This window comes from Micromonospora sp. URMC 106 (assembly GCF_051386395.1).
Classification (GTDB): domain Bacteria; phylum Actinomycetota; class Actinomycetes; order Mycobacteriales; family Micromonosporaceae; genus Micromonospora.
The window spans coordinates 1-25,897 of sequence record NZ_JBPQTP010000070.1 but is presented as its reverse complement, the minus strand read 5'-3'; the positions used below and the strand labels follow the sequence as shown (position 1 = coordinate 25,897).

Annotated in this window: 19 protein-coding genes; 12 read left to right on the top strand and 7 right to left on the bottom strand. The window is 74.8% G+C overall.

The annotated features are described in order from the left end of the window. Nucleotides 1-12 precede the first annotated feature (12 nt). The 3 genes from ACSNOB_RS20910 to ACSNOB_RS20900 all read right to left on the bottom strand — a co-directional run bounded on the left by ACSNOB_RS20910 (nt 13) and on the right by ACSNOB_RS20900 (nt 3,251). The gene (locus ACSNOB_RS20910) at nt 13-1,797 is read right to left on the bottom strand and encodes an N-acetylglutaminylglutamine amidotransferase (protein ID WP_436688155.1); all 1,785 of its coding nucleotides are present in this window, start codon (nt 1,795-1,797) and stop codon (nt 13-15) included. Nucleotides 1,798-2,050: 253 nt separating this feature from the next. After that, nucleotides 2,051-2,713, bottom strand: coding sequence for a peptide-methionine (S)-S-oxide reductase MsrA (gene msrA, locus ACSNOB_RS20905; protein ID WP_436688154.1), 663 nt, complete (start codon nt 2,711-2,713; stop codon nt 2,051-2,053). A 127-nt stretch (nt 2,714-2,840) separates the two neighbouring features. Beyond that, nucleotides 2,841-3,251 carry an HIT family protein gene (locus ACSNOB_RS20900; RefSeq protein ID WP_393102622.1) on the bottom strand — a complete coding sequence of 137 codons (411 nt, stop codon included), beginning with the start codon at nt 3,249-3,251 and terminating at the stop codon, nt 2,841-2,843. Between the two features lie 145 nt (nt 3,252-3,396). On the opposite strand from ACSNOB_RS20900, the gene ACSNOB_RS20895 reads away from it, so the two are divergent. The 3 genes from ACSNOB_RS20895 to ilvA are packed head-to-tail and all read left to right on the top strand — an operon-like array spanning nt 3,397 to nt 7,223. Beyond that, nucleotides 3,397-4,539 (top strand): cystathionine gamma-synthase, encoded by a 1,143-nt coding sequence (locus tag ACSNOB_RS20895; RefSeq protein WP_436688153.1) that lies wholly within the window; start codon nt 3,397-3,399, stop codon nt 4,537-4,539. Nucleotides 4,540-4,554: 15 nt separating this feature from the next. Next, nucleotides 4,555-5,952, top strand: a complete 1,398-nt coding sequence (locus ACSNOB_RS20890) for an amidase (RefSeq protein ID WP_436688152.1) — start codon at nt 4,555-4,557, stop codon at nt 5,950-5,952. 50 nt (nt 5,953-6,002) lie between these two features. After that, nucleotides 6,003-7,223: a threonine ammonia-lyase gene (ilvA, locus tag ACSNOB_RS20885; protein WP_436688151.1), complete on the top strand. Its 1,221-nt coding sequence runs from the start codon at nt 6,003-6,005 to the stop codon at nt 7,221-7,223. A gap of 69 nt (nt 7,224-7,292) precedes the next feature. Here the strand turns inward: ilvA and greA are convergent, their stop codons facing one another. Then, on the bottom strand, nt 7,293-7,790 hold the full coding sequence (gene greA, locus ACSNOB_RS20880) for a transcription elongation factor GreA (protein WP_091097597.1): 498 nt from the start codon (nt 7,788-7,790) through the stop codon (nt 7,293-7,295). 152 nt (nt 7,791-7,942) lie between these two features. After that, complete coding sequence (locus ACSNOB_RS20875; RefSeq protein ID WP_436688150.1) at nt 7,943-8,377, bottom strand: DUF4307 domain-containing protein; 435 nt, start codon at nt 8,375-8,377, stop codon at nt 7,943-7,945. 192 nt (nt 8,378-8,569) lie between these two features. On the opposite strand from ACSNOB_RS20875, the gene mca reads away from it, so the two are divergent. The 4 genes from mca to ACSNOB_RS20855 all read left to right on the top strand — a co-directional run bounded on the left by mca (nt 8,570) and on the right by ACSNOB_RS20855 (nt 14,596). Continuing rightward, the gene (mca, locus tag ACSNOB_RS20870; RefSeq protein WP_393102632.1) at nt 8,570-9,451 is read left to right on the top strand and encodes a mycothiol conjugate amidase Mca; all 882 of its coding nucleotides are present in this window, start codon (nt 8,570-8,572) and stop codon (nt 9,449-9,451) included. A gap of 48 nt (nt 9,452-9,499) precedes the next feature. After that, nucleotides 9,500-9,793, top strand: a complete 294-nt coding sequence (locus ACSNOB_RS20865; protein ID WP_393102634.1) for a hypothetical protein — start codon at nt 9,500-9,502, stop codon at nt 9,791-9,793. Nucleotides 9,794-10,035: 242 nt separating this feature from the next. Then, nucleotides 10,036-12,504: a putative bifunctional diguanylate cyclase/phosphodiesterase gene (locus tag ACSNOB_RS20860; protein WP_436688161.1), complete on the top strand. Its 2,469-nt coding sequence runs from the start codon at nt 10,036-10,038 to the stop codon at nt 12,502-12,504. A gap of 40 nt (nt 12,505-12,544) precedes the next feature. Further along, nucleotides 12,545-14,596 carry a thioredoxin domain-containing protein gene (locus ACSNOB_RS20855; protein ID WP_436688149.1) on the top strand — a complete coding sequence of 684 codons (2,052 nt, stop codon included), beginning with the start codon at nt 12,545-12,547 and terminating at the stop codon, nt 14,594-14,596. A 3-nt stretch (nt 14,597-14,599) separates the two neighbouring features. Here ACSNOB_RS20855 and ACSNOB_RS20850 read toward each other — a convergent pair whose 3' ends face one another. Then, nucleotides 14,600-15,250: a pyridoxine/pyridoxamine 5'-phosphate oxidase gene (locus tag ACSNOB_RS20850; protein ID WP_436688148.1), complete on the bottom strand. Its 651-nt coding sequence runs from the start codon at nt 15,248-15,250 to the stop codon at nt 14,600-14,602. Between the two features lie 88 nt (nt 15,251-15,338). Between ACSNOB_RS20850 and ACSNOB_RS20845 the strand changes: the two genes are divergently transcribed. From ACSNOB_RS20845 to ACSNOB_RS20825, 5 genes are all read left to right on the top strand, one after another. Beyond that, on the top strand, nt 15,339-16,520 hold the full coding sequence (locus ACSNOB_RS20845; protein WP_436688147.1) for a 5-(carboxyamino)imidazole ribonucleotide synthase: 1,182 nt from the start codon (nt 15,339-15,341) through the stop codon (nt 16,518-16,520). Between the two features lie 100 nt (nt 16,521-16,620). Further along, complete coding sequence (gene purE / locus ACSNOB_RS20840) at nt 16,621-17,112, top strand: 5-(carboxyamino)imidazole ribonucleotide mutase (RefSeq protein WP_436688146.1); 492 nt, start codon at nt 16,621-16,623, stop codon at nt 17,110-17,112. Nucleotides 17,113-17,473: 361 nt separating this feature from the next. After that, nucleotides 17,474-18,301: a DedA family protein gene (locus ACSNOB_RS20835; RefSeq protein WP_436688145.1), complete on the top strand. Its 828-nt coding sequence runs from the start codon at nt 17,474-17,476 to the stop codon at nt 18,299-18,301. Continuing rightward, nucleotides 18,298-20,559 (top strand): MMPL family transporter, encoded by a 2,262-nt coding sequence (locus ACSNOB_RS20830; protein WP_436688144.1) that lies wholly within the window; start codon nt 18,298-18,300, stop codon nt 20,557-20,559. The genes ACSNOB_RS20835 and ACSNOB_RS20830 overlap by 4 nt, the downstream gene beginning before the upstream one ends. A 143-nt stretch (nt 20,560-20,702) precedes the next feature. Next, entirely contained in the window at nt 20,703-21,131 is a 429-nt protein-coding gene (locus ACSNOB_RS20825; RefSeq protein WP_436688143.1) for a protein-tyrosine phosphatase family protein, read from the top strand. Between the two features lie 195 nt (nt 21,132-21,326). Here the strand turns inward: ACSNOB_RS20825 and ACSNOB_RS20820 are convergent. Further along, nucleotides 21,327-25,897: SCO7613 C-terminal domain-containing membrane protein (locus tag ACSNOB_RS20820; RefSeq protein WP_436688142.1), on the bottom strand; the 4,571-nt coding region annotated here is incomplete at its 5' end.

Sequence of the window (25,897 nt, the reverse complement as noted above, 5' to 3'; positions counted from 1 at the left end):
TGTCGGTCACGGTCAGTCGATTCCGTGGCTCTGGAGCCACATTTCCAGGAGTCCGAGTTGCCACAGCTTGTTTCCGTTCAGCGGGGTCAGTTCGGCGTTCGGGTCGGCGAGCAGCGCGTCGACGTAGTCGGCGCGGAACAGGTCCCGGCGGCGGGCCTCCGGCGCGGAGAGCGCGTCGCGTACCCGGTCGAGGAGCTTGCCCTCCAGGTGGGTGAGGCCCGGGACCGGGAAGTAGCCCTTCGGCCGGTCGATGACCTCGTGCGGCAGCACCCGACGGCCGATCTCCTTGAGCACCCCCTTGCCGCCCTGCGCCAGCTTCAGCTCCGGCGGGCAGCTCGCGGCCAGCTCGACGAACTCGTGGTCGAGGAACGGCACGCGGGCCTCCAGCCCGTGCGCCATGGTCATGTTGTCCACCCGCTTGACCGGGTCGTCGGTCAGCATGACCTGGGTGTCGATCCGCAGCCCGGCGTCGACCGCGGTCTCCGCGCCGGCCCGGCCGAGGTGCGCGGCCACGAACTCCCGCGCCGGGTCGCCGTCGGCCAGCCAGGCCGGGTTGAGCACCCGGGCCAGCCCGGCCGCGTCCCGGTCGAAGAAGGCCCGGGCGTACGTGTCGAGCGCCCCGTCCCGGCCGACCTCGGCGAGCGGCGGGTACCAGTGGTAACCGCCGAGGATCTCGTCCGCGCCCTGGCCGGACTGGACCACCTTGACGTGCTGCGCGACCACCTCGCTGAGCAGGTAGAACGCGACGCAGTCGTGGCTGACCATCGGCTCGGACATGGCGGCTACGGCCGCCTCCAGCGGCGGCACCAGGTCGGCGGCGGCCACCCGGATCTGGTGGTGGTCGGTGTCGAACGTCTTCGCGACCAGGTCGGAGTAGCGGAACTCGTCGCCCTCCCGGCCGCCGACGGAGTCGAAGCCGATGGAGAAGGTGGACAGCCCGCGCTGGCCCTCGCCGGCGAGCAGCGCGACCACCAGGCTGGAGTCGAGCCCGCCGGAGAGCAGCACGCCGACCGGCACGTCGGCGACCATCCGCCGGCGCACGGCGGTGGTGAGCGACTCCAGCAGGGCGTCCTGCCAGTCCCGCTCGGACCAGCCGGCCCGCTCGGCGGAGCGGGTGAAGGCCGGGTCCCAGTAGGTCCGCTCGGAGGTGCGGCCGTCCGGCTCGTAGACCCGTACGGTCGCCGGGGGCAGCTTCGCGACGCCGCGCAGGATGGTGCGCGGCGGCGGCACGATGCTGTGGAAACTCAGGTAGTGCGCCAGCGCGACCGGGTCGATGCCGGTGTCGATCCCGCCGCCGGCCAGCAGCGCGGGCAGGGTGCTGGCGAAGCGCACCACGCCCGGCGTCTCGGCCACGTAGAGCGGCTTGATGCCGAGCCGGTCCCGGGCCAGCACCAGCCGGCCGGTGTCCCGCTCGCTGATCGCCACGGCGAACATGCCGACCAGGTGGTCGACGAAGTCGAGCCCCCACTCGGCGTACGCCTTGAGCACGACCTCGCTGTCGCCGGCGGAGAAGAAGCGGTGCCCCTTCGCCTGGAGTTCCGCGCGCAGCTCCCGGTAGTTGTAGATGCACCCGTTGAACACGCCGGTCAGTCCCGCGCCGGGGTCGACCAGGGGCTGGCCGCTCGCGGCGGAGAGGTCGATGATCTTCAGGCGTCGGTGTCCGAGGGCCGTCGGGCCCTGGGCCCAGACGCCGCTGTCGTCGGGCCCCCGGTCGCTCATCGTGGCCGCCATGCGCTCCACCGCCGACACGTCGGCGCGCGAGCCGTCACGGCGGAACTCTCCCGCAAGTCCGCACATGCGAGGCAATGCTGCCAGAGGCCGGCCGGGTCCGCCCGTTGAGCTGATGCCGACGAGGGTGTGCGGTTGCTAGGATGCCCGGCCTCGCCCGCCCGACGGGTCGTGGCGGGGCGTTTCCGGCCTGGCCCCGCCCGGTGCCCGAATCGGAAACGGGCCCGCGGTGTGACAAACACCGCAGGCCCGTTCGCGGGTGCGTGCCGGCTCAGCCGGCGATGGCTCGGTGGGCGATGGCGGCTCAGTGGGCGGTGCCGGCTCAGCCGGCGGTGCGGGCGATGCCCACCGGGCAGCTCAGCCCGTTCGGGCCGTGGTTGCAGTACCCGTTCGGGTTCTTCGTCGGTGCGAGGTACTGCTGGTGGTAGTCCTCGGCGAAGTAGTACTCGCCCAGCCGGTCGATCTCCGTGGTGATCTCGCCCTTGCCGGCGCGCGCCACGATCGGCGCGAACGCGTCCCGGGACGCCCGCGCGGTGGCGAGCTGCTCGTCGGTGGTCGCGTAGATCGTCGACCGGTACTGGGTGCCGACGTCGTTGCCCTGGCGCATGCCCTGGGTCGGGTCGTGGTTCTCCCAGAAGACCTTGAGCAGGTCCTCGTAGCTGATCCTGGTGGGGTCGTAGACCACCTGGACCACCTCGGCGTGCCCCGTCATGCCCGAGCACACCTCCTCGTACGTCGGGTTCGGCGTGATGCCGCCCGCGTAGCCGGCGGACGTGGTGATCACGCCGGGCAGGGTCCAGAACAGCCGCTCGGCGCCCCAGAAGCAGCCCATGCCGAACACGGCCACCTGCGAGCCCTCCGGGAACGGACCCTTGAGCGGGGTGCCCAGCACCTCGTGCCGGTCCGCGATGGGCATCGCGATGAGGCGACCGGGCAGGGCCTGGTCGGGGGTGGGCAGCTCGGCCTTCATGCGGCGCAGGAACACGGTGGGACTCCTCTCGTACCTCTCCCAGCGTGCAACACCGCCGGACCCGCCTTCCTTACCCGCCCCGTCGGCACTCAGGCCGGCGCGATGTCCGGGCGGGCGCGGTGGCACGGTGTGGACCGTCGCGTCAGAGGGCGGCGGTGATCCGGGCGGCGTACTCCTGCGCCTCCGCGTCGTCGGCGTAGCGGGTGCGGGGCCAGAAGAAGCCGCGCAGCCCGTCGCCCTTCGTCCGGGGCACCACGTGGGTGTGCAGGTGCGGGACGGACTGGGACACCTTGTTGTTCATCGCCACGAACGTCCCGCCGGCCCCCAGGCCGGTCTCCACCGCGACCGCCAGCCGCCGCACCAGGCCGAAGTAGCCGGTCAGCAGGTCGGCCGGCAGCTCCGCCAGGGTGACCAGGTGCGTGCGCGGCACCACCAGCACGTGCCCCCGGAAGACCGGCCGGGTGTCCAGGAACGCCGTCCCGTCCGGCTCGTCGGCCACCCGGAACGCCGGCACCTCGCCGGCCACGATCCCGCAGAACACGCACCCGCTCATCCGGGCAGGGTAACCGCGACCGCGAGCGGCGGCCGCACCGTGGCGCGCACGGCGCGCGGCCGCGCCGTGGCGCACGGCGCCGCCGCGTCGTCGCCGGGCGCGGGTTGTGCCGCCCCCCGCCCCCGGGGCGGCTAGCCTCACCGGCATGAGTCACGGCTTCGAGACGCTCGCCATCCACGCCGGTCAGGACCCGGAGGCCCGCACGGGCGCGGTGATCCCACCGATCTACCAGACCAGCACCTACGCCCAGGACGCCGTCGGCGCGCCCCGGCTGGGCTACGAGTACAGCCGCTCCGGCAACCCGACCCGCGACGCGCTCCAGGAGTGCCTCGCCGCGCTGGAGGGCGGGTCCGTCGGGCTCGCCTTCGCCAGCGGCCTGGCCGCCGAGGACACCCTGCTGCGCACCGTCTGCAAGCCGGGCGACCACGTGGTGATCCCCGACGACGCGTACGGCGGCACGTACCGGCTCTTCGCCCGGGTCGCCGAGCGCTGGGGGCTGGACTTCACCCCGGCGAAGGTCTCCGACACGGACGCGATCCGGGCCGCGATCCGCCCCGGCACCACGAAGATCGTCTGGGTGGAGACGCCCACCAACCCGCTGCTCGGCATCGCCGACATCGCCGCGCTGGCCGCCGTCGCGCACGACGCGGGCGCCCTGCTGGTGGTCGACAACACCTTCGCCTCGCCGTACCTGCAGCAGCCGATCGCGCACGGCGCGGACGTGGTGGTGCACTCCACCACCAAGTACGTCGGCGGTCACTCCGACGTGGTCGGCGGCGCGCTCGTCACGGCGGACGCCGGGCTCGGCGAGGAACTGCGCTACCACCAGAACGCGATGGGCGCGATCAACGGTCCCTTCGACGCGTGGCTCACCCTGCGCGGGATCAAGACCCTCGGTGTACGCATGGACCGGCACTGCGACAACGCCGAGCGGATCGCGGCCTACCTGGACGGGCACGCCAAGGTCGGCCAGGTCATCTATCCGGGGCTGCCCTCGCACCCCGGCCACGAGGTGGCCGCCAAGCAGATGCGCCGGTTCGGTGGGATGATCTCCTTCCGTGCGGCCGGCGGCGAGGAGCACGCCGTCGAGATCTGCAACCGGGCCAAGCTGTTCGTGCTCGCCGAGTCGCTCGGCGGCGTGGAATCCCTGATCGAGCACCCGGGCCGGATGACACACGCAAGTGCCGCCGGCTCGCCGCTTGAAGTTCCCGGCGATCTCGTGCGACTGTCTGTCGGCATCGAGACGGTCGACGACCTGCTCGCCGATCTGGAGCAGGCGCTGGGCTGACCGCTGGCTGGGAGGGTGGCCGTGCAGGACATCATGCCGACCTGGGTGGGGGCGACCGCCAAGCAGATCGCCCGGGGCGTACGCCGGGGCGACGTCACGGCCACCCAGGTCGTCGCGGACCACCTGGACCACATCGCCCGGGTCGACGCCGACCTCGCCGCGTTCCGCGCGGTACGCGGCGGGGAGGCGATCACCGAGGCGGAGAAGGTCGACGAGCAGGAGGACCTGGCCAACCTGCCGCTGGCCGGGGTGCCGGTGGCGGTCAAGGAGAACACCGCGGTCGCCGGCCTGCCCACCTGGAACGGGTCGGCCGCCGTGCGTACGCCGGTGGCGGAGGCCGACCACGAGGTGGTCCGCCGGTTGCGTGGCGCCGGCGCGGTGATCCTCGGGGTGACCCGGATGCCCGAGCTCGGCCTGTGGGGCATCACCGACGACGAGACCGCCGTCACCCGCAACCCCTGGGACACCGGGCGCACCCCGGGTGGCTCCTCCGGTGGCGCGGCCGCCGCGGTCGCCGCCGGGCTGGTGCCGATCGCCCACGGCACCGACGGCCTCGGCTCGATCCGCATCCCGGCGGCCTGCTGCGGCCTGCTCGGGCTCAAGCCGGGCCGGGGGGTGATTCCCTGCCAGCTCGGCGCGGACGACTGGTTCGGCCTCACCGAGCACGGCACGCTCACCAGCACGGTCGCCGACGCGGCCGTCGGCTTCTCGGTGCTGGCCGGCCGCCGCCCGGAGAAGCTGGTCCCGCCGCAGCGGCTGCGGGTGGGCGTCTCGCTCCGCTCGCCGGTGCGGGGTGTGCACCCCGACCAGCCCAACCGCGACGCGGTCGCCGCCGCGGGCCGGCTGCTGGCAGGCGCCGGTCACGACACCGTGCCGGCCGATCCGGTCTATCCGACGGCGCTGGGCCTGCAGGGCATCGCCACGTGGTTCGCCGCGGCGGCCGCCGACGTCCGCGCCGCCGGGCTGGACCGGCGCGGCCTCCAGCGGCGCAGCCGCCGGCACGTCGCCCTCGGCGAGTGGGCGCAGCGGCGCGGGTACGTCCGGGAGACCGACCGGGCCGCCTGGCGCGAACGCTCGATCGGCTTCTTCGCCGACCACTCGATCGACCTGCTGCTCACCCCGGCCCTGGCCACCGTGCCACCGGCGGCCGAGGGCTGGTCCGGCCGGTCCTGGCGGGCCAACATGCTGGCCAGCATCCGGTACGCCCCGTTCGCCGCGCCGTGGAACATCGCCGGCCTGCCCGCCCTGGTGGTGCCGGTCGGCCGCCGCCCGGACGGGCTGCCGGTCGGCGTGCAGCTGATCGGCCCGCCCGGCAGCGAGCTGCTGCTGCTCGGCGTCGCCGGCCAGTTCGAGATGCAGGCCCCCTGGTCCCGCCACGCCCCCGGCTACCCCCGCATTCCCGCCGCCGTCTGACACGCGGGCGTGGGCGCGTCGGCGGGGGCGGCGGGTGGCACGATCAGGGCATGACGGAACTGGTCGGTCTCGCCGACGTACGGGCCGCGCGGGAACTGCTCGCGGGCGTCACCCGGACCACCCCGCTGGAGCCCTCCCGCCCGCTCAGCGCGGCGCTGGGCGGGCCGACGTGGCTCAAGTGCGAGAACCTGCAGCGCGCCGGCTCGTACAAGGTGCGCGGCGCGTACGTGCGGATCTCCCGGCTGTCGGCGGCGGAACGGGCCAACGGTGTGGTCGCGGCGAGCGCCGGCAACCACGCCCAGGGGGTGGCGCTCGCCGCCGGCCTCGTCGGCACGCACGCCACCGTCTTCATGCCGGTGAACGCGCCGCTGCCGAAGGTCGCCGCCACCAAGGGGTACGGCGCGGGGGTCGAACTGGTCGGCAACACGGTCGACGAGTCCCTGGTCGCGGCGCAGACCTTCGCCGAGCGGACCGGGGCGACGCTCATCCACCCCTTCGACCACCGGGACGTGATCGCCGGGCAGGGCACGGTGGCCCTGGAGATCCTCGAACAGTGCCCCGAGGTCAAGACGATCATCACCGGGGTGGGCGGCGGTGGTCTGGTCTCCGGCATGGCGGTGGCCGCCAAGGCGCTGCGGCCGGACGTGCGGATCGTCGGCGTGCAGGCGGCGAGCGCGGCGGCCTTTCCGCCCAGCCTGGTGGCCGGCGAGCCGGTACGCCTCCCGTCGTTCAGCACGATCGCGGACGGCATCGCCGTCGGCCGGCCGGGGGAGCTCACCTTCACCCACGTCCGCAAGCTGGTCGACGAGATCGTCACGGTCTCCGAGGAGGACATCTCCCGGGCGCTGCTGATGTTGCTGGAGCGCGGCAAGCAGGTGGTGGAGCCGGCCGGCGCGGTGGGCGTGGCCGCGTTGCTGGCGGGCGCGGTCGAGGTGGAGCCGCCGGTCGTGGCGGTGCTCTCCGGCGGCAACATCGACCCGCTGCTGATGCTCCGGGTGATCGAGCACGGCCTCGCCGCGGCCGGGCGCTACCTGCGGGTGACCGTGCGCTGCTCGGACCGTCCGGGTCAGCTCGCCTCGCTGCTCAGCGAGATCGCCGAGCACCGGGCGAACGTGGTGGACGTGGAGCACCAGCGGGCCAACCCGCACCTGCGCCTGGGCGAGGTGGAGGTGGCGCTGTCGGTGGAGACGCGCGGCGTCGAGCACTCCGACACGCTGATCAGCGCGTTGCGGGCCAGCGGCTACCAGGTGGTCTTCGCGGCTGAGGCGTGACACCGGTGGTGCCACGCCTCAGCGGGGTCGCGCGGATCGTCGCGTCGGGCTCGGCCCGGGCGGTGCGGATCAGCCGGAGAACGGCTCGAAGCTGACCACGGTCACCTTGATGTCGGCGCCGCTGGGGGCCGTGTAGGTGCAGGTCTGGCCGGCCCGACCGCCCAGGATCGCCTTGCCCAGCGCGGACTCGGGGCTGTAGACCGTCAGCTCGGTCGTCGACGCGATCTCCCGGGAGCCGAGCAGGAACGTCTCGGTGTCGTCCTTGTCGTCGTCGAAGTAGATCGTGACGACCATGCCGGGGGACACCACGTCGGCGGTCGGCGCCTCGCCGACCTGCGCGGTGCGGAGCAGCTCCTTCAGGTAGAGGATGCGCCCCTCCGCCTTGCCCTGCTCCTCGCGGGCGGCGTGGTAGCCACCGTTCTCCCGCAGGTCGCCCTCCTCGCGCCGGGCGTTGATCTCGGCGGCGATGACCGGCCGGTTGGCGATCAGCTCGTCGAGCTCGGCCTGGAGCCGGTCGTATGCGTCCTGGGACAGCCAGGTGGCGGGCGCCTCGTTGCCAGTGGACACAGGCGATCTCCTCAGATGTGCGTGCTGGCTGACAGGTGAAACTCCAAGTTACCAGTGCGGTACGACACGGGGGTGTCGACGATCACCGGCGGTGCCCCGGTTCGGCGCCGCCGGCCCGTCGTGCCGGCGCGTCCGGCCCGCGTCGTGGCTGCTCAGGCCGGGGGCCGGCAGCGCACCACCTCGCCGATGAAGGGGCGGGCGCTGGTGACCAGCCGGTGTTGCGCGGTCACCTGCCGCCGGCCCGGCCGGGCGGTCACCGTGACCTCTTCCCTCGCCACCTCGGCGCCGTCGCGGTCCCGGGCGCGCAGCAGGCACACCGCGGAGCCGCCGTCCGGCACGGTGACCCGGAAGTCGACCAGCACCTGGCTGTCGGTTATCCCGGTGTAGGTGATCACCTGGGCGTCGTAGTTCGGGTCGCCGTACTGCCGGTAGAGCCGGACCGTGACCAGGCTCAGGACCGCGACGAGGGCGATCACCAGCAGCGCCGCCAGCAGCGGTCGGCGGCGGCCGGGCTCCCGGCGGCGGCCGTACCGGCCGGGCGGGAAGGCCGGCGCGCCAGGGGTAAGTGTGGCGTGCGTCTCGGTCACCGGCGGGTATCTCCTGGCGTTGTTGTCGGCGGCATCGGCAAGAATGGCAGAGTTCCATCTTCCCAGCCCGTCCCGTCGTCAAGAATGACACGTCGGCACCGCCAGGTTCCGGCGCGGGGGGAGGATTCCGGCAGGTCAGCCGGGCGGTCCCGCGGGGGGTCCGCCGGGCGGCAGAGACGAGGAGCGCCGACGTTGGCAGAGCGACTGCGACTGATGGCCGTTCACGCGCACCCTGACGACGAGTCGAGCAAGGGTGCCGCGACCACCGCGAAGTACGTGGCCGAGGGCGTGGACGTCCTGGTGGTCACGTGCACCGGCGGCGAGCGCGGCAGCGTGCTGAACCCCAAGATGGACCGGCCGGACGTGTGGGCCAACATCGCCGAGATCCGCCGCGGCGAGATGGACGCCGCGCGGGCCATCCTCGGCGTCGAGCAGGCGTGGCTCGGCTTCGTCGACTCCGGCCTGCCCGAGGGCGACCCGCTGCCGCCGCTGCCGGAGGGCTGCTTCGCGCTGCAGGACGTCGAGGTGGCGGCCGGCCCGCTGGTGCGGCTGATGCGACAGTTCCGCCCGCACGTCGTCACCACGTACGACGAGGAGGGTGGCTACCCGCACCCCGACCACATCATGACCCACAAGATCAGCGTGGCCGCCTTCGACGCCGCCGGCGACCCGGAGCGCTACCCGGAGCTGGGCGAGCCGTGGCAGCCGCTCAAGCTCTACTACGACATCGGCTTCTCCAAGGGCAAGATCATGGCGCTGCACGAGGCGATGCTGGCCGCCGGCCTGGAGTCGCCCTACGAGGACTGGCTCAAGCGCTGGGACGACCGGCCCGACAAGGGCCCCCGGATCACCACCCGGGTGGAGTGCGCCGACTACTTCCCGGTCCGCGACGACGCCCTGCGCGCCCACGCCACCCAGATCGACCCGGACGGCTTCTGGTTCCACGTGCCGATGGAGGTGCAGCGGCGCGCGTGGCCCACGGAGGACTTCGAGCTCGTCCGCTCGCTGGTCGACAGCCCGCTGCCCGAGTCCGACCTCTTCGCCGGGGTGCGCGAGACGGTCCATGCCCGCTGATCCGGCTGCGGGCTACCCTGGTCACCAACCGCACACCGGAGGAACGCCATGCTGACCGCTGCACAGGTGCTCGCCCAGAACAACTTCGGGGACACCCGCTCGGGTGGCCTGGCCGGGCCGATGGGCCTCTTCCTCATCCTGATCCTGGCGACCGCCACCATCCTGTTGATCCGCAACATGAACGCCCGGCTGCGGCGGCTGCCCGACCGGTTCCCCGCGCAGGGGTCGGCTGTCGACCCGCACCGGGCCGACGCGGCAGTCGTCGATCCGACAGACGGGACCGGGCCGCAGGATTCATCCGCCGACGCTCCCAACGGGCGTCAGCAGCGCCGCAACGGCTAGTCCACGCATGATTCACGTCGAACCGGGTCGTCGCCCCCTGTTGCGGTCACCGGGTTTGCCTTAGCCTTCCGCCGGGGGGACCAAGAGTTCCCGAGCCGTGCGCGGGAGGGGGCGCCGATGACCACCACAGCAGCGGCCGCCCGGCGTACCGGCGACCGGCCCTCGGGCGGAGGGGATCGGTGACCTCCGGCAGGGCCGGCGAGTCGCCCGACCGGCTCGAAGGCCGCGGCACCCCGCCGCGGCTGCTCCTGCTCACCGCCGCCGTCGCGCTGACCGCCCTGGTCGCCGCCGCGGTGGGGTGGACGCTGCCGACGCGCCTGCCCACCGACGACCCGCTCGGCGGGCCGGCCCGGTTCGGCGTCGCCGTCGTCGTGTTCGCCCTCGCCCAGCTCGCCCGGCTGCGGTTCCGCACCGCCGCCGGGATGGTGAGCATCACCTGGGGCGAGGCCGCGCTGATCATCTGTCTCTACCTCGCACCCGCCGGCTGGCTGCCCTCCGCCGCGCTGCTCGGCGCCGGGCTCGCCTGGTCGGCGATGTCACTGCTGGGCGACCGCCGCCCGGTGCTGGAGGTCGTCCGGATCACGGCCTCGCTGACCGCCGCCACCGCGCTGGCCGTCTCGGTCACCACCGCGCTCGGCCGGCCGCTGCTGGCCGCGCCGACGCCGGGGCTCGCCCTGGCCGTGGTCGCGGGGTCGGTCGCCTACCTGCTCGCCACCGCCTGGCTGGGCGGGGCCACCCTGGCGCTGCGGCACGGGATCCCGATCGCCCCGCCGCTGCTCGCCGCGCTCCGCGGCAAGCTGCTGATGTTCGTCGGCAACGTCGCCGTCGGGCTGGTCGTGGTGGCGCTGCTGGAACTCGACGCGCGCTGGCTGCTGCTGCTCCCGCCGCCGCTCTGGCTGCTCCAGCAGACCTACCGGCACCGGCTCCGCGCCGACCAGGAGCGGCGCACCTGGCGGGCCTTCGCCGAGGCCACCGCCGCGCTCAACCAGCTCGACGAGCGGGGGGTCGCCACCGCGGCGGTGACCGGCGCGCTGACGCTGTTCAACGCGGAACTCGTCCACGTCGACGTTGCCCGGGGCGACGGTCGGTGGCGGCGCTACCGGGGCGACCCGGGCGGCCACCTGGTCGACCGGGAGGTCGCGCCACCCGGACGGACCGACCCCGAGGAGCACGAGCTGGTCCGCGGCCTCACCGTGGGCGCCGCCCGGGTGGGTGAGCTGCGGATCCGCTTCCCGCGCTCGGCGCCGCCGACCGCGCGGGAGCGCGACGCGGTGGCCGCGTTCGGCGACGCCCTCGCCGCCGCCCTGCACGACGCCGCCACCCACCGGGAGCTGCGGCTGGTCACCGCCCGCTCGTCGTACGAGGCGGTGCACGACCAGCTCACCGGGCTGGTGAACCGCTCGGCCATGCTCAGCAAGGGCGACCAGGCGCTGCGGCAGCTCGCCCACGACCACCCGGTGGCGCTGCTGCTGCTCGACATCAACCAGTTCAAGGAGGTCAACGACACCCTCGGGCACGCCGCCGGCGACCAGTTGCTGCGGTTGACCGCCAACCGGCTGGGCACCCTCGTCCGCCCCGGTGACCTGCTCGCGCGGCTCGGCGGCGACGAGTTCGCGCTGCTGCTGACGTCGGTCCCGGTGCTCGGCGACCGGACCGCCCCGATGGCGTACGCGTTGCGGCAGGCCCGCGAGATCGCCGAGCGGCTCGCCGCGCCGACCGAGGTGGCGGGGGTCCGGATGTCCGTCGAGGTCTCCGTCGGGGTGGTGGTCGCCGACGCCGGCACCGCCGACCTGACCGAGCTGCTGCGCCGGGCCGACATCGCGATGTACCAGGCCAAGGAGGGCGGCGGCAGCGTCGCCGCGTACGACTCCACCAGGGACGCCGCGAGCACCGACCAGCTGGCCCTGCTGGCGGAGTTGCGCGAGGCGCTGAAGGCCGACGACCAGTTGGTGCTGGCGTTGCAGCCGGCGGTCGACCTGGCCACCGGCGCGCCGACCGGGGTGGAGGCGCTGATCCGCTGGCGGCACCCGCGCCGGGGCTGGCTGGGCCCGCACGACTTCATCCGGCCGGTGGAGAACAGCGAGCAGCTCGGCGCCTTCACCCGCTACGTGCTGGACAAGGCGCTCGCCGTCGCCGCCGGCTGGGCCCGGGACGGGCTCGACGTGCCGATCTCGGTCAACCTCTCGGCGCGCAGCCTGCTCGACCCCCGCCTGCCCGCCGAGATCGCCGAGGCGCTGCGGCGGCACGAGGTGCGGCCGGACCGGCTGGTCCTGGAGATCACCGAGACCGTCGTGATGAGCGAGCTGGAGGTCATCGACGAGGTGCTCAGCACGCTGCGGTCGATGGGCGTGCAGCTCGCGGTGGACGACTTCGGCACCGGTTTCTCCTCGCTGACCTTCCTCACCCGGATCGCGGTCGACGAGCTCAAGGTGGACCGCTCCTTCGTGATCCGGATGGCCGACTCGCCGGAGGCGGCGGCGATCGTGCGGACCACCGTCGGGCTGGCCCACGAGCTGGGCCTGCGGGTCGTCGCCGAGGGCGTGGAGACCGCCGAGCAGCGCTCGGCCCTGGCCGAGCTGGGCTGCACCGCCGCCCAGGGTTACCACTTCTTCAAGCCGATGCCGGCCGACAAGATCGGCGCCGTCCTCGGCACCCTCCTCGACGAGGCCCGCCCCAACGTCTTCCCCCTCCGCGCCGACGGCGCCTCCTGACCGTCCGGCGGGTGCGCCCCGGGGTGGTTATGGTCGTCGGGTGAACCGACTCGCCGACGCCACGAGCCCGTACCTGCTTCAGCACGCCGACAACCCGGTCGACTGGTGGCCGTGGTGCGACGAGGCGTTCGCCGAGGCGAAGCGGCGCGACGTGCCCGTGATCATCTCGGTGGGCTACGCCGCCTGCCACTGGTGCCACGTCATGGCCCACGAGTCGTTCGAGAACGAGCAGGTCGGCGCCCTGATGAACGACGACTTCGTCTCGATCAAGGTGGACCGCGAGGAGCGTCCCGACGTGGACGCCGTCTACATGACCGCGACCCAGGCGATGACCGGGCAGGGCGGCTGGCCGATGACCGTCTTCGCCACCCCGGACGGCACCCCGTTCTTCTGCGGCACCTACTTCCCCCGGCCGAACTTCGTCCGGCTGCTCGAGTCGGTCGCCGCCGCCTGGCGGGACCAGCGGGACGCCGTGATCAAGCAGGGCGCCGCCGTGGTCGAGGCGATCGGTGGCGCCCAGGCCGTCGGCGGCCCCACCGCGCCGCTGGACGCCGCGCTGCTCGACGCCGCGGCCGAGCAGCTCGCCGGGGAGTACGACGCCGCGAACGGCGGTTTCGGCGGCGCGCCCAAGTTCCCGCCGCACATGAACCTGCTCTTCCTGCTCCGCCACCACCAGCGCACCGGCTCGGAGCGCAGCCTGGAGATCGCCCGGCACACCTGCGAGGCGATGGCCCGGGGCGGCATCTACGACCAGCTCGCCGGGGGCTTCGCCCGCTACTCCGTCGACGCGCACTGGACCGTGCCGCACTTCGAGAAGATGCTCTACGACAACGCGCTGCTGCTGCGGGCGTACACCCAGCTCTGGCGGCTGACCGGCGACCCCCTGGCCGCCCGGGTCGCCGCCGAGACCGCCGCCTTCATGATCGACGACCTGGGCACGCCCGAGGGCGGCCTCGCCTCCGCGCTGGACGCGGACACCGAGGGCGTCGAGGGGCTCACCTACGCCTGGACGCCGGCCCAGCTCGTCGAGGCGCTGGGGGAGGACGACGGCCGCTTCGCCGCCGACCTGTTCGCGGTCACCGAGGCCGGATCTTTCGCCCCTCATTCCGCCTCCGCGCCGCAAGGCGGCGCTCCGGACGGAAGGAAGGGCGTCGAGCATGGCAGCAGCGTGCTGCGGCTGGCCCGGGACGTTGACGACGCCGCCCCGGAGGTGGCCGCGCGCTGGGAGCGGGTCCGGGCGCGGCTGCGCGAGGTCCGCGACACCCGGCCGCAACCGGCCCGCGACGACAAGGTGGTCGCCTCCTGGAACGGGCTCGCGGTCACCGCGCTGGTCGAGCACAGCGCGCTCACCGGCGACCCGGTCACCGCCGCCGCGGCCGTCCGGATCGGCGAGGTGCTCGCCGACCGGCACATCGTGGACGGGCGGCTGCGTCGGGTCTCCCGGGCCGGCGTGGTCGGCGAGCCGGCCGGCGTGCTGGAGGACCACGGCTGCGTGGCCGAGGCGTTCTGCGCGCTGCACCAGCTCACCGGCGAGGGGCGCTGGCTGGAGCTGGCCGGCCAACTGCTCGACACCGCGCTGGAGCGGTTCGCCGCCCCGGGCGGTGCCTTCTACGACACCGCCGACGACGCCGAGCGGCTGGTCACCCGCCCCGCCGACCCCACCGACAACGCCACCCCGTCCGGGCGCTCGGCGATCGTCGCGGCGCTGGTCGCGTACGCGGCGCTGACCGGTGAGACCCGCTACCGGGAGGCCGCCGAGGCGGCGCTGTCGACCGTGGCGCCGATCGTCGGCCGGCACGCCCGGTTCACCGGCTACGCGGCGACCGTCGGCGAGGCGCTGCTCTCCGGGCCGTACGAGATCGCGGTGGTCACCGACGAGCCGACCGGCGACCCGCTGGTGGCGGCGGCGCACCGGCACGCCCCACCCGGCGCGGTGATCGTGGCGGGCCGCCCGGGCCAGCCCGGCGTGCCGCTGCTCGCCGACCGGCCGATGGTCGACGGGCGGCCCACCGCGTACGCCTGCCGGGGTTTCGTCTGCGAGCGCCCGGTGACGACGGTGGACGACCTCGTCGGCCAGCTCGGCCGGCGCTGAGGCTCACGGCCAGAGCAGCTCGCGTTCCCAGGCCGCGCCCGCGCGGCGGTAGCGCAGCCGCACGTGCCGGCGCTGCGCGTCGGCCTGCCAGAACTCGACGCTGTGCGGCGCGACCGCGTAGACGGTGTGTGTCCCGGCGACCAGGTCCGGCTCGGCGGCCAGCCGCTCCCGGACCCGGGTCAGCTCGCGGTCCAGCTCGGCGTGGTCGGAGAGCACGTCGCTCTGCCGGCCGGCCAGGCCGGCCACCCGTGACCCCTCGGGCCGGGCCAGGAAGTCGGCCCGGGAGACGGCGGGGTCCGCGGGGGCGGCGATCCCCCGCACCCGGACCTGGCGGCCCTGCTCGCGCCAGTGGAAGCTGAGCGCGGTCCGGGGGTTCGCGGCGAGCTGGCGGCCCTTGGCGCTGGCCGAGCTGGTGGCGAAGTGCCAGCCGGCCTCGTCGAGGTCCTTGAGGATCAGCACCCGGGCGTCCGGCATGCCGTCGGCGTCGACGGTGGAGACGGTCATCGCGTGCGGCTCGTCGACGCCGGCGTCGACCGCGCCCGCCATCCACTCGACGAAGAGGGCCAGCGGGTCGGCCGGGGCCGCGGTCGGATCGAACGACGGCATGTCGTGCGCGAGCACCGGCAGGCCACGGAGCAGGGTACGCATCGTCATGCCATGATCCTTTCAGCAGGGGCGACGGGTGTTCGATGCGCCATCCGGCGGCGCGGGCGGCGGGTCGCCCCGATAAGCTGGCGCCGCTATGGATTCCCGTACCGGTCTGCCTGTTGTCGGCATGGTGGGTGGCGGCCAGTTGGCCCGGATGACCCACCAGTCCGCGATCGCCCTCGGCCAGTCGCTGCGCGTGCTCGCGCTGGCCCCCGACGACGGCGCCGCGCTGGTCGCCGCCGACGTCCAGTACGGCGACCACACCGACCTCGCCGCGCTGCGCACCTTCGCCAAGGGCTGCGACGTGGTCACCTTCGACCACGAGCACGTCCCCACCGAGCACATCCGGACGCTGGCCGCCGAGGGCGTGAAGCTCTTCCCGCCGGCCGACGCGCTGCTGCACGCCCAGGACAAGCGGGTCATGCGCGAGCGGCTCGGCGAGCTGGGCGCGCCGAACCCGGCGTGGCGGCCCGTGGCCGAGCCCGCCGACCTGGTGGCCTTCGGCGACGAGGTCGGCTGGCCCGTCGTGCTCAAGGCGGCCCGCGGCGGGTACGACGGCCGGGGTGTCTGGATGGCCGGCGACGCCGCGCAGGCCGCCGAGCTGGCCGCCACGCTGCTGGCCGGCGGCACCCGGCTGATCGTCGAGGAGCGGGTGCCGCTGCGCCGGGAGCTGGCCGTGCAGGTGGCCCGCTCGCCGTTCGGGCAGGTCGCCGCCTACCCGGTGGTCGAGACCGTGCAGCGCGACGGCATCTGCGTCGAGGTGCTCGCGCCCGCGCCGGACCTGCCCGAGGAGCTGGCGGTCGCGGCCCAGCAGCTCGCCATCGACCTGGCCACCGCGCTCGGCGTGGTCGGTCTGCTCGCGGTGGAGCTGTTCGAGGTGGCCGATCCGGCCGCGCCCGGCGGCAGCCGGATCGTGGTGAACGAGCTGGCGATGCGGCCGCACAACTCCGGCCACTGGACCATCGAGGGCGCGCGCACGTCGCAGTTCGAGCAGCATCTGCGAGCGGTGCTCGACTACCCGATGGGGGACACCTCGTTGACCGCGCCCGTCGTGGTGATGGCGAACGTGCTCGGCGGCGAGCCGGGCGGGATGTCGATCGACGAGCGGCTGCACCACCTCTTCGCGGCCGAGCCGGGCGCGAAGGTGCACCTCTACGGCAAGCAGGTGCGACCCGGCCGCAAGATCGGGCACGTCACGGTGCTCGGCGAGGACCTGGACGACGTACGGACGCGGGCCGCCCGGGCCGCCCGCTGGCTGCGGGAGGGGCACCAGTGAGTGAGCTTGCGAGCCCCGCGGTCGCGAACGAGAGGCAGGCGGGGTGAGCGCGAGGAGTGAGCTTGCGAGCCCCGCAGTCGCGAACGAGAGGCAGGCCGGAGTGAGCACCGTCGGTTTGATCATGGGCAGTGACTCGGACTGGCCGACGATGAAGGCCGCCGCCGAGGTGCTGGACGAGTTCGAGGTGGCGTACGAGGTCGAGGTGGTCTCGGCGCACCGTACCCCGGTCAAGATGATCGACTACGGCCGGGCCGCCGTCGACCGGGGTCTGAAGGTCATCATCGCCGGGGCGGGCGGCGCCGCCGCCCTGCCGGGCATGGTCGCCTCGGTCACCCCGCTGCCGGTGATCGGCGTGCCGGTGCCGCTGAAGCACCTCGACGGGATGGACTCGCTGCTCTCCATCGTGCAGATGCCGGCCGGCGTGCCGGTGGCCACGGTGTCGATCGGCAACGCCCGCAACGCCGGGCTGCTCGCCGTCCGCATCCTGGCCGCCGCCGACCGCACCCTGCTCGATCGCATGTCGGCCTACCAGGCGGACCTGGAGCAGCTGGTGGCCGAGAAGGACGCCGCCCTCCGCGCCTCCCTCGCCTGAGCGTCCCTCAGCGCCCCCTCGCCTGACCGCCCTCCCCGGACGCGCCGCCGCCCGGCGGGCTCTGCTGTCCCGCGCCCGGCGCCCCGCGCCCCGCGCCCGGCGCCCGCGCCCGCGACGGCCCGGGTCGGCAGCGACGTCGGCCCTGGGCGCTGCGGCTGCGGGCGGGCTCGCGAGCGGTACCGACGCGGCCGGTCGGTGGTGACGGGGTGATCAGCCGGGCACCGACCACGCCGAGAGGTGTGGGCGACTCCTGAGCGCGCATGGGGGTGTGGTTTTCCGTACCCAGCCGTTGGGGTCGGCCCGCTGAGGTCGGCGGTCGACCTCATGGTCCGGGCCGAGGCGGGTCCATAGCGTTGTCGGCATGATCAGTTTGTGGCATGCGTCGATGGACGCTGGCTCGTTGGCCCAGGAGTCGGACCCGCCGTCGGGCGGCCTGGTGGGGTTGGTGACCGACCTCGTGGAGCGGCTCGGTGCGCCCGGCGCCGGCTTGGCGGTGGCGTTGGAGAACCTGTTCCCGCCGATTCCGAGTGAGGTGATCCTGCCGCTGGCCGGGTTCACCGCCAGTCAGGGCAAGATGAACCTGTTCGCCGCGATCATCTGGACCACGATCGGTTCGGTGGTGGGCGCGGTGGTGCTGTACTACGTCGGCGTCGCGCTCGGACGGGACCGGCTCCGCGCGATCGTCGCGCGGATGCCGCTGATCAAGCTGAGCGACCTCGACAAGACGGAGGCGTGGTTCGCCCGGCACGGGGTGAAGACGGTCTTCTTCGGGCGCATGATCCCGATCTTCCGCAGCCTCATCTCCATCCCGGCCGGCGTGGAACGCATGCCGATCGCCACGTTCCTGATCTACACCACGTTGGGCAGTCTGATCTGGAACACCGTGTTCATCATGGCCGGCTACCAGCTCGGGGAGCACTGGCACTCCGTCGAGTCGTACGTCGGGACGTTCCAGAAGGTCGTCATCGCGGTCTGCGCGCTCGCCGTGGGGTACTTCGTCGTCTCCCGCCTGGTCACAATGCGTCGGAGCGGATCGGGGACGCAGAACGAACCCGCACCGAACGCCCCGGAACCACACGGGTCGGGCACAAGCGTCGAGCCGTACGGCTACTCCGGGGTCCCTGCGTCGGTCAGAGCCGCACGCGGCAACGTGTACGGGACGCCCCGCCGGTCGGGGGAGGGCCGATGATGCCGGGTATCGAGGGTCACGCACCGGCGCGCCGCCGGCGGCATGCCGTCCGTACGCCCTTCACCACGCGGATGGGCCGGTGGAGCGCCAACCATCCCTGGCTCGCCATCACGGCCTGGCTGTGTTTCGTGCTGGCCAGCGTGGCCGGTGGCAGCCTGGTCGGCACGGTCGAGGCCACCACGCAGGACAGCCTGCACGGGGAACTGGCCCGTGCGGACCGCATCGAGCAGGCCGGGGCCTTCCCCGAATCCCCGGCGGCGGAGAGCGTCCTGATCACGGCGCGGACCGGCGAACTCGATCTCGACCGTGCGCGGGCCGTGGCCACCGACCTGTCGGCGCGCATGCGCGCTTTGCCCGACGTGGCGAAGGTGGCGGACCCGATCACCTCCCCCAGCCGTCAGGCGGTGCTGGTCGAGGTGGAGATGGCCGGTTCGGCGGACGACGCCGACGCGCGGGTCGGGCCGCTGCTGGAGGCCACGTCGCAGGCGCAGCAGCGGCACCCCGACCTCCGGGTGGAACAGGTGGGATCGGGTTCCCTGGGGAAGGCGCTGACCGAGACGCTGGCGGCGGACTTCGTCAAGGCGGAGCTGATCAGCGTGCCGGTGGCGCTGGTGATCCTGCTGTTCAGCTTCGGCGCGTTGATCGCCGCCGGCGTGCCCGTCGTGCTGGCGTTGTCGGCCGTGGCCGGCGCGATGGGCCTGGCCCAGTTCGCCTCGCACATCTTCCCGGCGGGGGAGATGGTCAACAGCATCATCCTGCTGATCGGCATGGCGGTCGGCGTCGACTACTCGCTGTTCTACCTGCGCCGCGAGCGGGAGGAACGGGCCCGCGGACGCGACCACCGCAGCGCGGTCGAGATCGCGGCCCGCACCTCGGGGCACGCCGTGCTGGTCTCCGGCGTGGCCGTCATGGTCGCCATGGCCAGCCTGTTCCTGGTCGGCGACAACACGTTCAGCTCGATGGCGACCGGCTCCATTCTGGTCGTCGGCGTAGCCATGATCGGATCCCTCACCGTCCTGCCCGCGATCCTGGTCGTCCTCGGGCGGTGGGTGGACCGGCCACGCGTGCCCTTCCTGGGCCGGCGGATCCAGCGGGCGGAGCGCAGCCGCTTCTGGGCGGCGGTCCTGCGGCCGGCGCTGCGCGCGCCGCTGGCGACGTTCGTGATCTCCGTCGGAGTGCTGGTCGTCGTCGCCGTCCCGGCGCTGGGGATGAACCTCAAGCGGCCCACCCTCACCGACCTGCCCCGCTCGATCCCGATCCTGCACACCTACGACCGCCTGGCCCAGGCGTTCCCCGGCAACGACCTCGGCACCAGCCACCTCGTCGCGATCCGCACCGGCGGCGCGGGCGGGCCGGCGGTGGAGCGGGAGATCACCGATCTCGCCGCGCGGATCAAGGGGGACAGCCGGTTCGCCCAGGACCGCCCCCCGACCGTGCGCAGGTCCGCCGACGGCACCGTCTTCCTGGCGACCGTCCGGGTGGCGGGCACCACTGACAGCCACGCGGCGGCCCAGTCGCTGCACCGGCTGCGTGCCGAGTTGCTGCCGCAGACGGTCGGCACGGTCCCGGGCACGGAGTGGGCGGTGGCCGGCCGTACCGCCAGCGACGCCGACTTCCGCGACCGCATGGCTGACGCGCTGCCGGCGGTCGTCGCGTTCGTGCTCGCCATGACCTTCCTGGTCATGCTCGTCACGTTCCGCTCGGTCGTGGTGGCGCTGACCTCGATCCTGCTCAACGCGATCTCCGTGGCCGCCTCGTACGGGCTGCTGGTGCTGGTCTTCCAGCACACCTGGGCGGAGGACCTGCTCGGGTTCACCTCCAACGGCGCGATCGTGTCCTGGCTGCCGCTGATGCTGTTCGTCATCCTCTTCGGGCTCTCCATGGACTACCACGTCTTCGTCGTGAGCCGCATCCGCGAGGCGGTCCAGCGGGGTGTGCCCACCCGGCAGGCGATCGAGCAGGGCATCGTCTCTTCGGCGTCCACGGTCAGCAGTGCCGCGATCATCATGGTCGCCGTGTTCGCCATCTTCGCCACCCTGTCGATCGTCGAGTTCAAACAACTCGGCGTGGGGCTCGCCGCCGCGATCCTGATCGACGCCACCGTCATCCGCGCTGTCGTCCTGCCGTCGCTCATGCGCCTGCTCGGCGAGGCGAACTGGTGGGCCCCGCGGTTCCTCGCCGGCCGCCGTGGGACGACGGTCGCGGACGCCGACCGTGACGCCGACACGCAGGTCCTCATGGCGGCCGTCGACCGGTAGCCGGGTCGGCGGTCCGGCGCGCGTGACCGGCTGCTGCCCCCGCCGATCCAACCCGACACACCGAACTGGAAGACCCGACACACACCGAACTGGAAGGAGGACGGGGACACCGGCCCGCAGGGGCACGGCGGCCCTGACGACAGATGACCACTTCATGGGACCCCACGGCGCCGGGCGTGCTCCGGCTGCCCTCCGGCCGGCTCGTCCGCGGCCGGGGACTCCGACGCCCGCTCCCGCAGGGGGTGGAACCCACCTTCGCGCTCTATCTCCTCGGCAGCCGGCCGGCCCCGGTCACCTGGGAGCACCGCTGGCTGCGCTGGCCCGACTTCTGGCTGCCGTCCGACCGGGTCGCGACCGCCGCCGCGTTGCGCGAGGCGTGGGCCCGCGCCGAGGACGGCCGCGTCGAGGTCGCCTGCGGCGGCGGGAAGGGGCGCACCGGCACCGCCCTCGCCTGCCTTGCGGTCATCGACGGGGTGCCGAACGACCAGGCGGTCGCCTACGTCCGGCGGCACTACTCCGCACAGGCCGTCGAAACCCCCGGGCAGCGCCGTTACGTCGCCCGGTTCCAGTAGCCGGCCCCGACGACCAGGGGCCGCGGCGGGGGCGATGGTCCGCCGTCGTGTGCTCCCGACCCGCGCGGACGCCGACGAGCAGCAAGGGCTGATCGTCGGCGGCGCTCGTCGCGCCGGGGCGCGAGCCCGCGTCCGGTCCTCAGCCCGACATCCGCGTCCCGCCCCACCCCGGCGCTGCCCGCCGGGCTCCGCGCCTCACCGCATGCCGCGCAGGGCCGTCTGGAGGCGTTCCTGGGCGCGGCGGCGGCGCTCGTTGCTCGCGCCGAGCACCAGCAGCAGGATCCCGACCGGGATCAGCGCCAGCCACGGCCCGAAGCTGAACAGCGCGTGCACCGCCGCGACCGCGGTGACGCCGGCGCCGACGATCACCGGCGCCTGCTGCTGGCTCATCGACCCGAAGATGAGCACCGCCACCGCGCCGAGCAACAGCAGCACCTGCCGCAGCGAGCTGGACTCGGTGGCCAGCACGATCGCCAGGGTCGGCACGAACGCGGCGACCAGCGCCGGCCCGTACGCGACCCAGCTGCTCAGGTCGGGCCGGTGCCGCAGCTCCAGCACTCCGACGAGCAGGGCGAGAGCCGCGAACGGCAGCGTGTACGCCTCCGGCAGCGCCACGTCGGCCACCCGCATCAGGATCCACCAGGCGGCGATCTCGCAGACCACCACCGCCCAGAACAGGATGCGCCGCTCCACCGGCCGGCGGCCCGGCCGGGTGGCCGCCACCCCGAGGACCGCGCCCCAGGCCGCCAGCAGCGCCGCGATGTGCCGCGGCGAGTCGAAGGCCAGGGCCAGGGCGATCAGGGCGGCCCCGTGGCCGCTCCACTCCACCGTGGCCGCCTCGCGCTGGGCCTCGGGGCGGCGCAGCCGGGGCAGCGTCGCGGCGAACACCTGCAGGGCCGCGCCGACCGCCAGCACGCCGAACGCGGACCAGACGGCCGCGAGCCCGGCCACGAGGCCGGCGGTGAGCACGAACAGCTGCGCCATCAGCGAGGCGAAGAGCCAGCCGAGGATGCGTGCCCGCTGCGTGACGCCGAAGAGCGCCGCCACCGTGCCGACGCCGACCGCGCCGCCCAGCGTGAACAGCGTCAGCTCCCGGGTGGCGAGGCTGCCCGCCAGCCCCGCGCCCCCGGCGGCCAGCCCGATGGCGAAGACCAGCACCCGGGTCAGCCGCAGCGAGCGGGCCCGCTCGACCAGCGGCGGCGGCGGGGTCAGCGCCAGGCCCAGCATCGAGATGGTGAAGACCGCCAGCGCGGCGAGGGTGCTCGCCGGCCAGCCGTTGCCCAGCGAGACCGGGGTGATCAGCAGGGTCACGGCCGCGCCGGGCAGCACCACCGGCACCGCCCGGGAACGCCGGCCGCCGCTGAACCCGGTGGCCGCCAGCGCGGCGGTCGCGGTGAGCAGCAGCGCGGTCAGCACGTGGGTGGCGTCGACCGCGCCCGGTGGCGGGGTGAGCAGTTCCGGCGGCGGCCCCTGCCAGACCCGGGCGAGGCTGCGGTGCGGCTCGACCAGGGCGACGACCAGGGACGGCGCGATCGACACCAGCGCCAGGACGGTGGGCAGCGCCGCGACGGCGAGCGCGCCGGCGGCCGGGCTGACCCGCCAACGCCGCTGCGTGCCGTCGTCCGGCAGGCGCCGCAACGCCCCGTCGAGCAGCACCGACCAGCGCCGCACCGGCTGGGCCGAGTCGGCCGGTGGCTCGGTCGCCGCGCGGACCAGTTCGGCGAGCACCCCGAGCAGGGCCGCGGCGGCGGCGTAGACACCGACGGGCAGCCCGGTGGGGATGGCGGCCAGGGCGCTGACCGTCGCGCCGCCGGCCACCGTCGCGCTCGCCCAGGGCAGGTACTGCGGGACCTGCCGCCGCACGGCCGCCACCGCCGCCAGGCCCAGGCTGGACGCGGCCAGCGCGGCCGTGAGCACCACCTCGGGCGAGCGGCCGAACTCGGCCGCCAGCGCCGCGACCGCGCCCGGGAACGCGAGCAGGGCGGCACCGGCGGCGGCACCCCCGATCTGCGCCAGGTGCGGCGGCATCCCCTCGGTCTCGATGTCGTCCACCAGCGGCGCGGCCAGCGACCGGGCCAGCGCCGCCACCACCACGCCGATCAGCGCGATGCTGCCCAGGGCCAGCGCGGTCGTCCACGGCCGGACCAGGCCGGCACCGGCGGCGTGCAGGGCGACCACCCCCGCCACGACCGCCCGGGACGACCCGGCGCGTGGGTCCACCGCGGCCACGGCGGCCATCCCGAAGACGGTGGCGACCATGCCGCCGACCAGGACCGGCGACCACCACGGCAGGTCGAACGCGGCCGGCGCGCCGATCGTGGCGAGCACGGCCGCCGCGCCGGACACGTCGTACTTCCACGGTGGCGGCAGGAGGACCGCGGCGGCGACGCCGAGCAGGGCCAGCGCGATCGGGGCCTGCCACGTGGACCCGCCGGTCGGCGCGGCCGGCCAGCCGGTCAGGTCGCCGGCCCAGATCGGGCCCGGGGTGGCGAGCACCCCCCACCCGCCCCGCAGCGCGCTCCAGCCGGCCAGCAGCCCGATCAGCACCCCGCCGACGGCGATGCCGAGAATCGGCCCCCGCCGCCACTCCTCGGGCATCGCCCGGGCGGCCACGGCGACCACCAGCACCAGCCCTGCGGCGACGGCGAGCTGCCCGCCGGGGGTGAGCACGGCCGCGATCCGGGCCAGGGTGGCGATCAGCGCGGCGGTGACCGCCGCGGCGGCGAGGTCGGAGCCGTCCAGGGCCAGGTCGGAGCGCCGGCCCGCGTCGATGGGGCCGGCGAACACCACCATCGCGGCGGCCACCAGCAGCAGCCCGCCGACCCAGGCGTCGGCGGCGGTGGCGCCGGGCGCCCCGAACGCGGCGGCGGTGACCACGATCGCGCCGAGGGCGGTGCCCACGGCCAGCGGCGCCGCGATGTGCCGCTGCGAGACCTGCACGATGGCGGCGTAGCCGAGGGTGACGCAGACCGCCAGGAAGCTGGCTGCCAGCACCGGCACGGTGGCCTCGCGCAGGCTCGCCGGGGTGGGCGTCGGGTCCGTCGGCACGATGGCGGCGACGAAGGCCGCGACCGCGCCCGGCAGCGCGAACGCCGCGCCGCCGGCGGCCCAGGCGGAGAGGGTGTCGGCCGCGGCCGGGGCGAGCCGCAGCCGGGGCGCCACGGCGACCAGCGCCCCGGCGGCGAAGAGCGCGAGCAGGACCGCGCTGGTCAGCGCCGGCCGGGCCAGGGCGGCGCCCGCGCCGAACAGCCCGACGCCGGCCGCGGCGGCCGCGTGCGCCACCGCCGCCCGCCCGGTCCGCGCGGAGAGCCCGACCACCCCGATGCCGATCGCGGTCAGCACTATCGGCCAGGGCGCCACGGCCCACCCGAGGCCGAACGACGCCGGCACGGCGAGCGCGGTCAGCGCCGCGCCGACCACCGCGAACTCCCGGCGGATCTCCGGCGGCAGGGCCAGCACCGCGGCCACCGTCAGCAGGAAGGCGCTCGCGGCGAGCTGCCAGGCGGCCGGGCCGACCGCGGCGGACAGCTCGGCCGCGTAGCGGCTCAGGTCGGCCTCCCACGCCGGCAGGGCGGCGCGGACGGGGGCCACCCCGGCGCGCAGGGCGCCGCCGGCGACCACCACGCCGCTGACCGTGAGCGCCACCGCCGAGGCGAGCTGCGGCCCGCGCCGGGCGGCCTCCGGCACCGCCCGGACCGCCAGCCCGGTGACCGTGATGACCGCCGCGATCAGCAGCAGCGCCCGGCCGGGCAGCGCCACCGAGGCGATCCGGCTCAGGGCGCCGATCACGGCGAGGGTGAAGATCCCGGCGCCGAGGTCGGGCAGCGGCGGCCGGCGCAGCACCAGCGTTCCGGCCAGGCCCACGGCGGCGGCCAGCAGCAGCGCCAGCCCCGCGCCGGCCGCGGTCGGCACGCTGGCCGCGCGGAGCAGGGCGGTGACGGCGTACGCGAGGGCGAGGGCGACCGCCACTCCGTGCAGCGCCCAGGCCAGCTCGCGCAGCCCCGGCACCGGGCGGGCGGCCGGGGTCGGCCCCTGCTCCGGCAGGCCGCCGTCGAGCACCTCGCCGGCCTCCTCCGGCGCCCCCTCGGGCCGGCCCTCGGCCTGGCGCTGGCGGGGCGCGGCCGGTGCCGTCGGCGCGGCGGGGGCGGCCGGTGGCTCGGGCAGGTCCCGGCGGACCGGGCGCTCCAGGGTGACCGGGGACCGGGCCAGCCAGAGGTCGAGCACGGCCACCGTGGTCAGCACCAGCGCCCAGCCGCCGGGGCCGGTGATCCGGTCGTACGCCAGCAGCGGCAGCACCGGCTGGGCGGCCAGCACGGTGGCGAACCGGGGCGCGCGCAGCCCCGACCAGCCCGCGTAGCCGAAGGAGACGCCGGCGGTGACGGCGAAGATGACCCCGGCGAAGACCGCGCCGGAGGCGCCGCCGTTGCCGATCCGGTCCACCGCCCACAGCGCGTAGCCGGCGAGCGGCACCAGGAGCAGGCCGACGGCGGAGATGGTCTCGGCGGTCGAGGTGAGCCCGCGCCGCGCCAGCACCGGCGGGGCGAGCAGCATCAGCACGGTCGCGAGCAGCAGGATGCCCAGCCGGGCCAGCGCGTCCATCGAGCTGGTGGCCACCGCGGCGAAGACCACCGCGGCGACGCCGAGCAGCAGCGCGCCGAGCCCGAGCGGGATGTTCTGCACCTCGCGGGAGGACGCCTCCGGCGGGTGCTCGGGGTCGTCGGCGTCCAGCCAGGTGGCGGTCGGTGGCGGGGGCGGGTCGTCGGGGG

What these genes read in the sequence shown, in the direction of transcription:
- ACSNOB_RS20825 (WP_436688143.1), top strand. Translation starts at nt 20,703, where the DNA reads ATGACCACTTCATGGGACCCCACGGCGCCGGGCGTGCTCCGGCTGCCC.
- ilvA (WP_436688151.1), top strand. Translation starts at nt 6,003, where the DNA reads ATGACGGAACTGGTCGGTCTCGCCGACGTACGGGCCGCGCGGGAACTG.
- ACSNOB_RS20895 (WP_436688153.1), top strand. Translation starts at nt 3,397, where the DNA reads ATGAGTCACGGCTTCGAGACGCTCGCCATCCACGCCGGTCAGGACCCG.
- ACSNOB_RS20865 (WP_393102634.1), top strand. Translation starts at nt 9,500, where the DNA reads ATGCTGACCGCTGCACAGGTGCTCGCCCAGAACAACTTCGGGGACACC.
- ACSNOB_RS20900 (WP_393102622.1), bottom strand. Translation starts at nt 3,251, where the DNA reads ATGAGCGGGTGCGTGTTCTGCGGGATCGTGGCCGGCGAGGTGCCGGCG.
- ACSNOB_RS20910 (WP_436688155.1), bottom strand. Translation starts at nt 1,797, where the DNA reads ATGTGCGGACTTGCGGGAGAGTTCCGCCGTGACGGCTCGCGCGCCGAC.
- ACSNOB_RS20850 (WP_436688148.1), bottom strand. Translation starts at nt 15,250, where the DNA reads ATGACGATGCGTACCCTGCTCCGTGGCCTGCCGGTGCTCGCGCACGAC.
- ACSNOB_RS20835 (WP_436688145.1), top strand. Translation starts at nt 17,474, where the DNA reads ATGATCAGTTTGTGGCATGCGTCGATGGACGCTGGCTCGTTGGCCCAG.
- ACSNOB_RS20830 (WP_436688144.1), top strand. Translation starts at nt 18,298, where the DNA reads ATGATGCCGGGTATCGAGGGTCACGCACCGGCGCGCCGCCGGCGGCAT.
- ACSNOB_RS20845 (WP_436688147.1), top strand. Translation starts at nt 15,339, where the DNA reads ATGGATTCCCGTACCGGTCTGCCTGTTGTCGGCATGGTGGGTGGCGGC.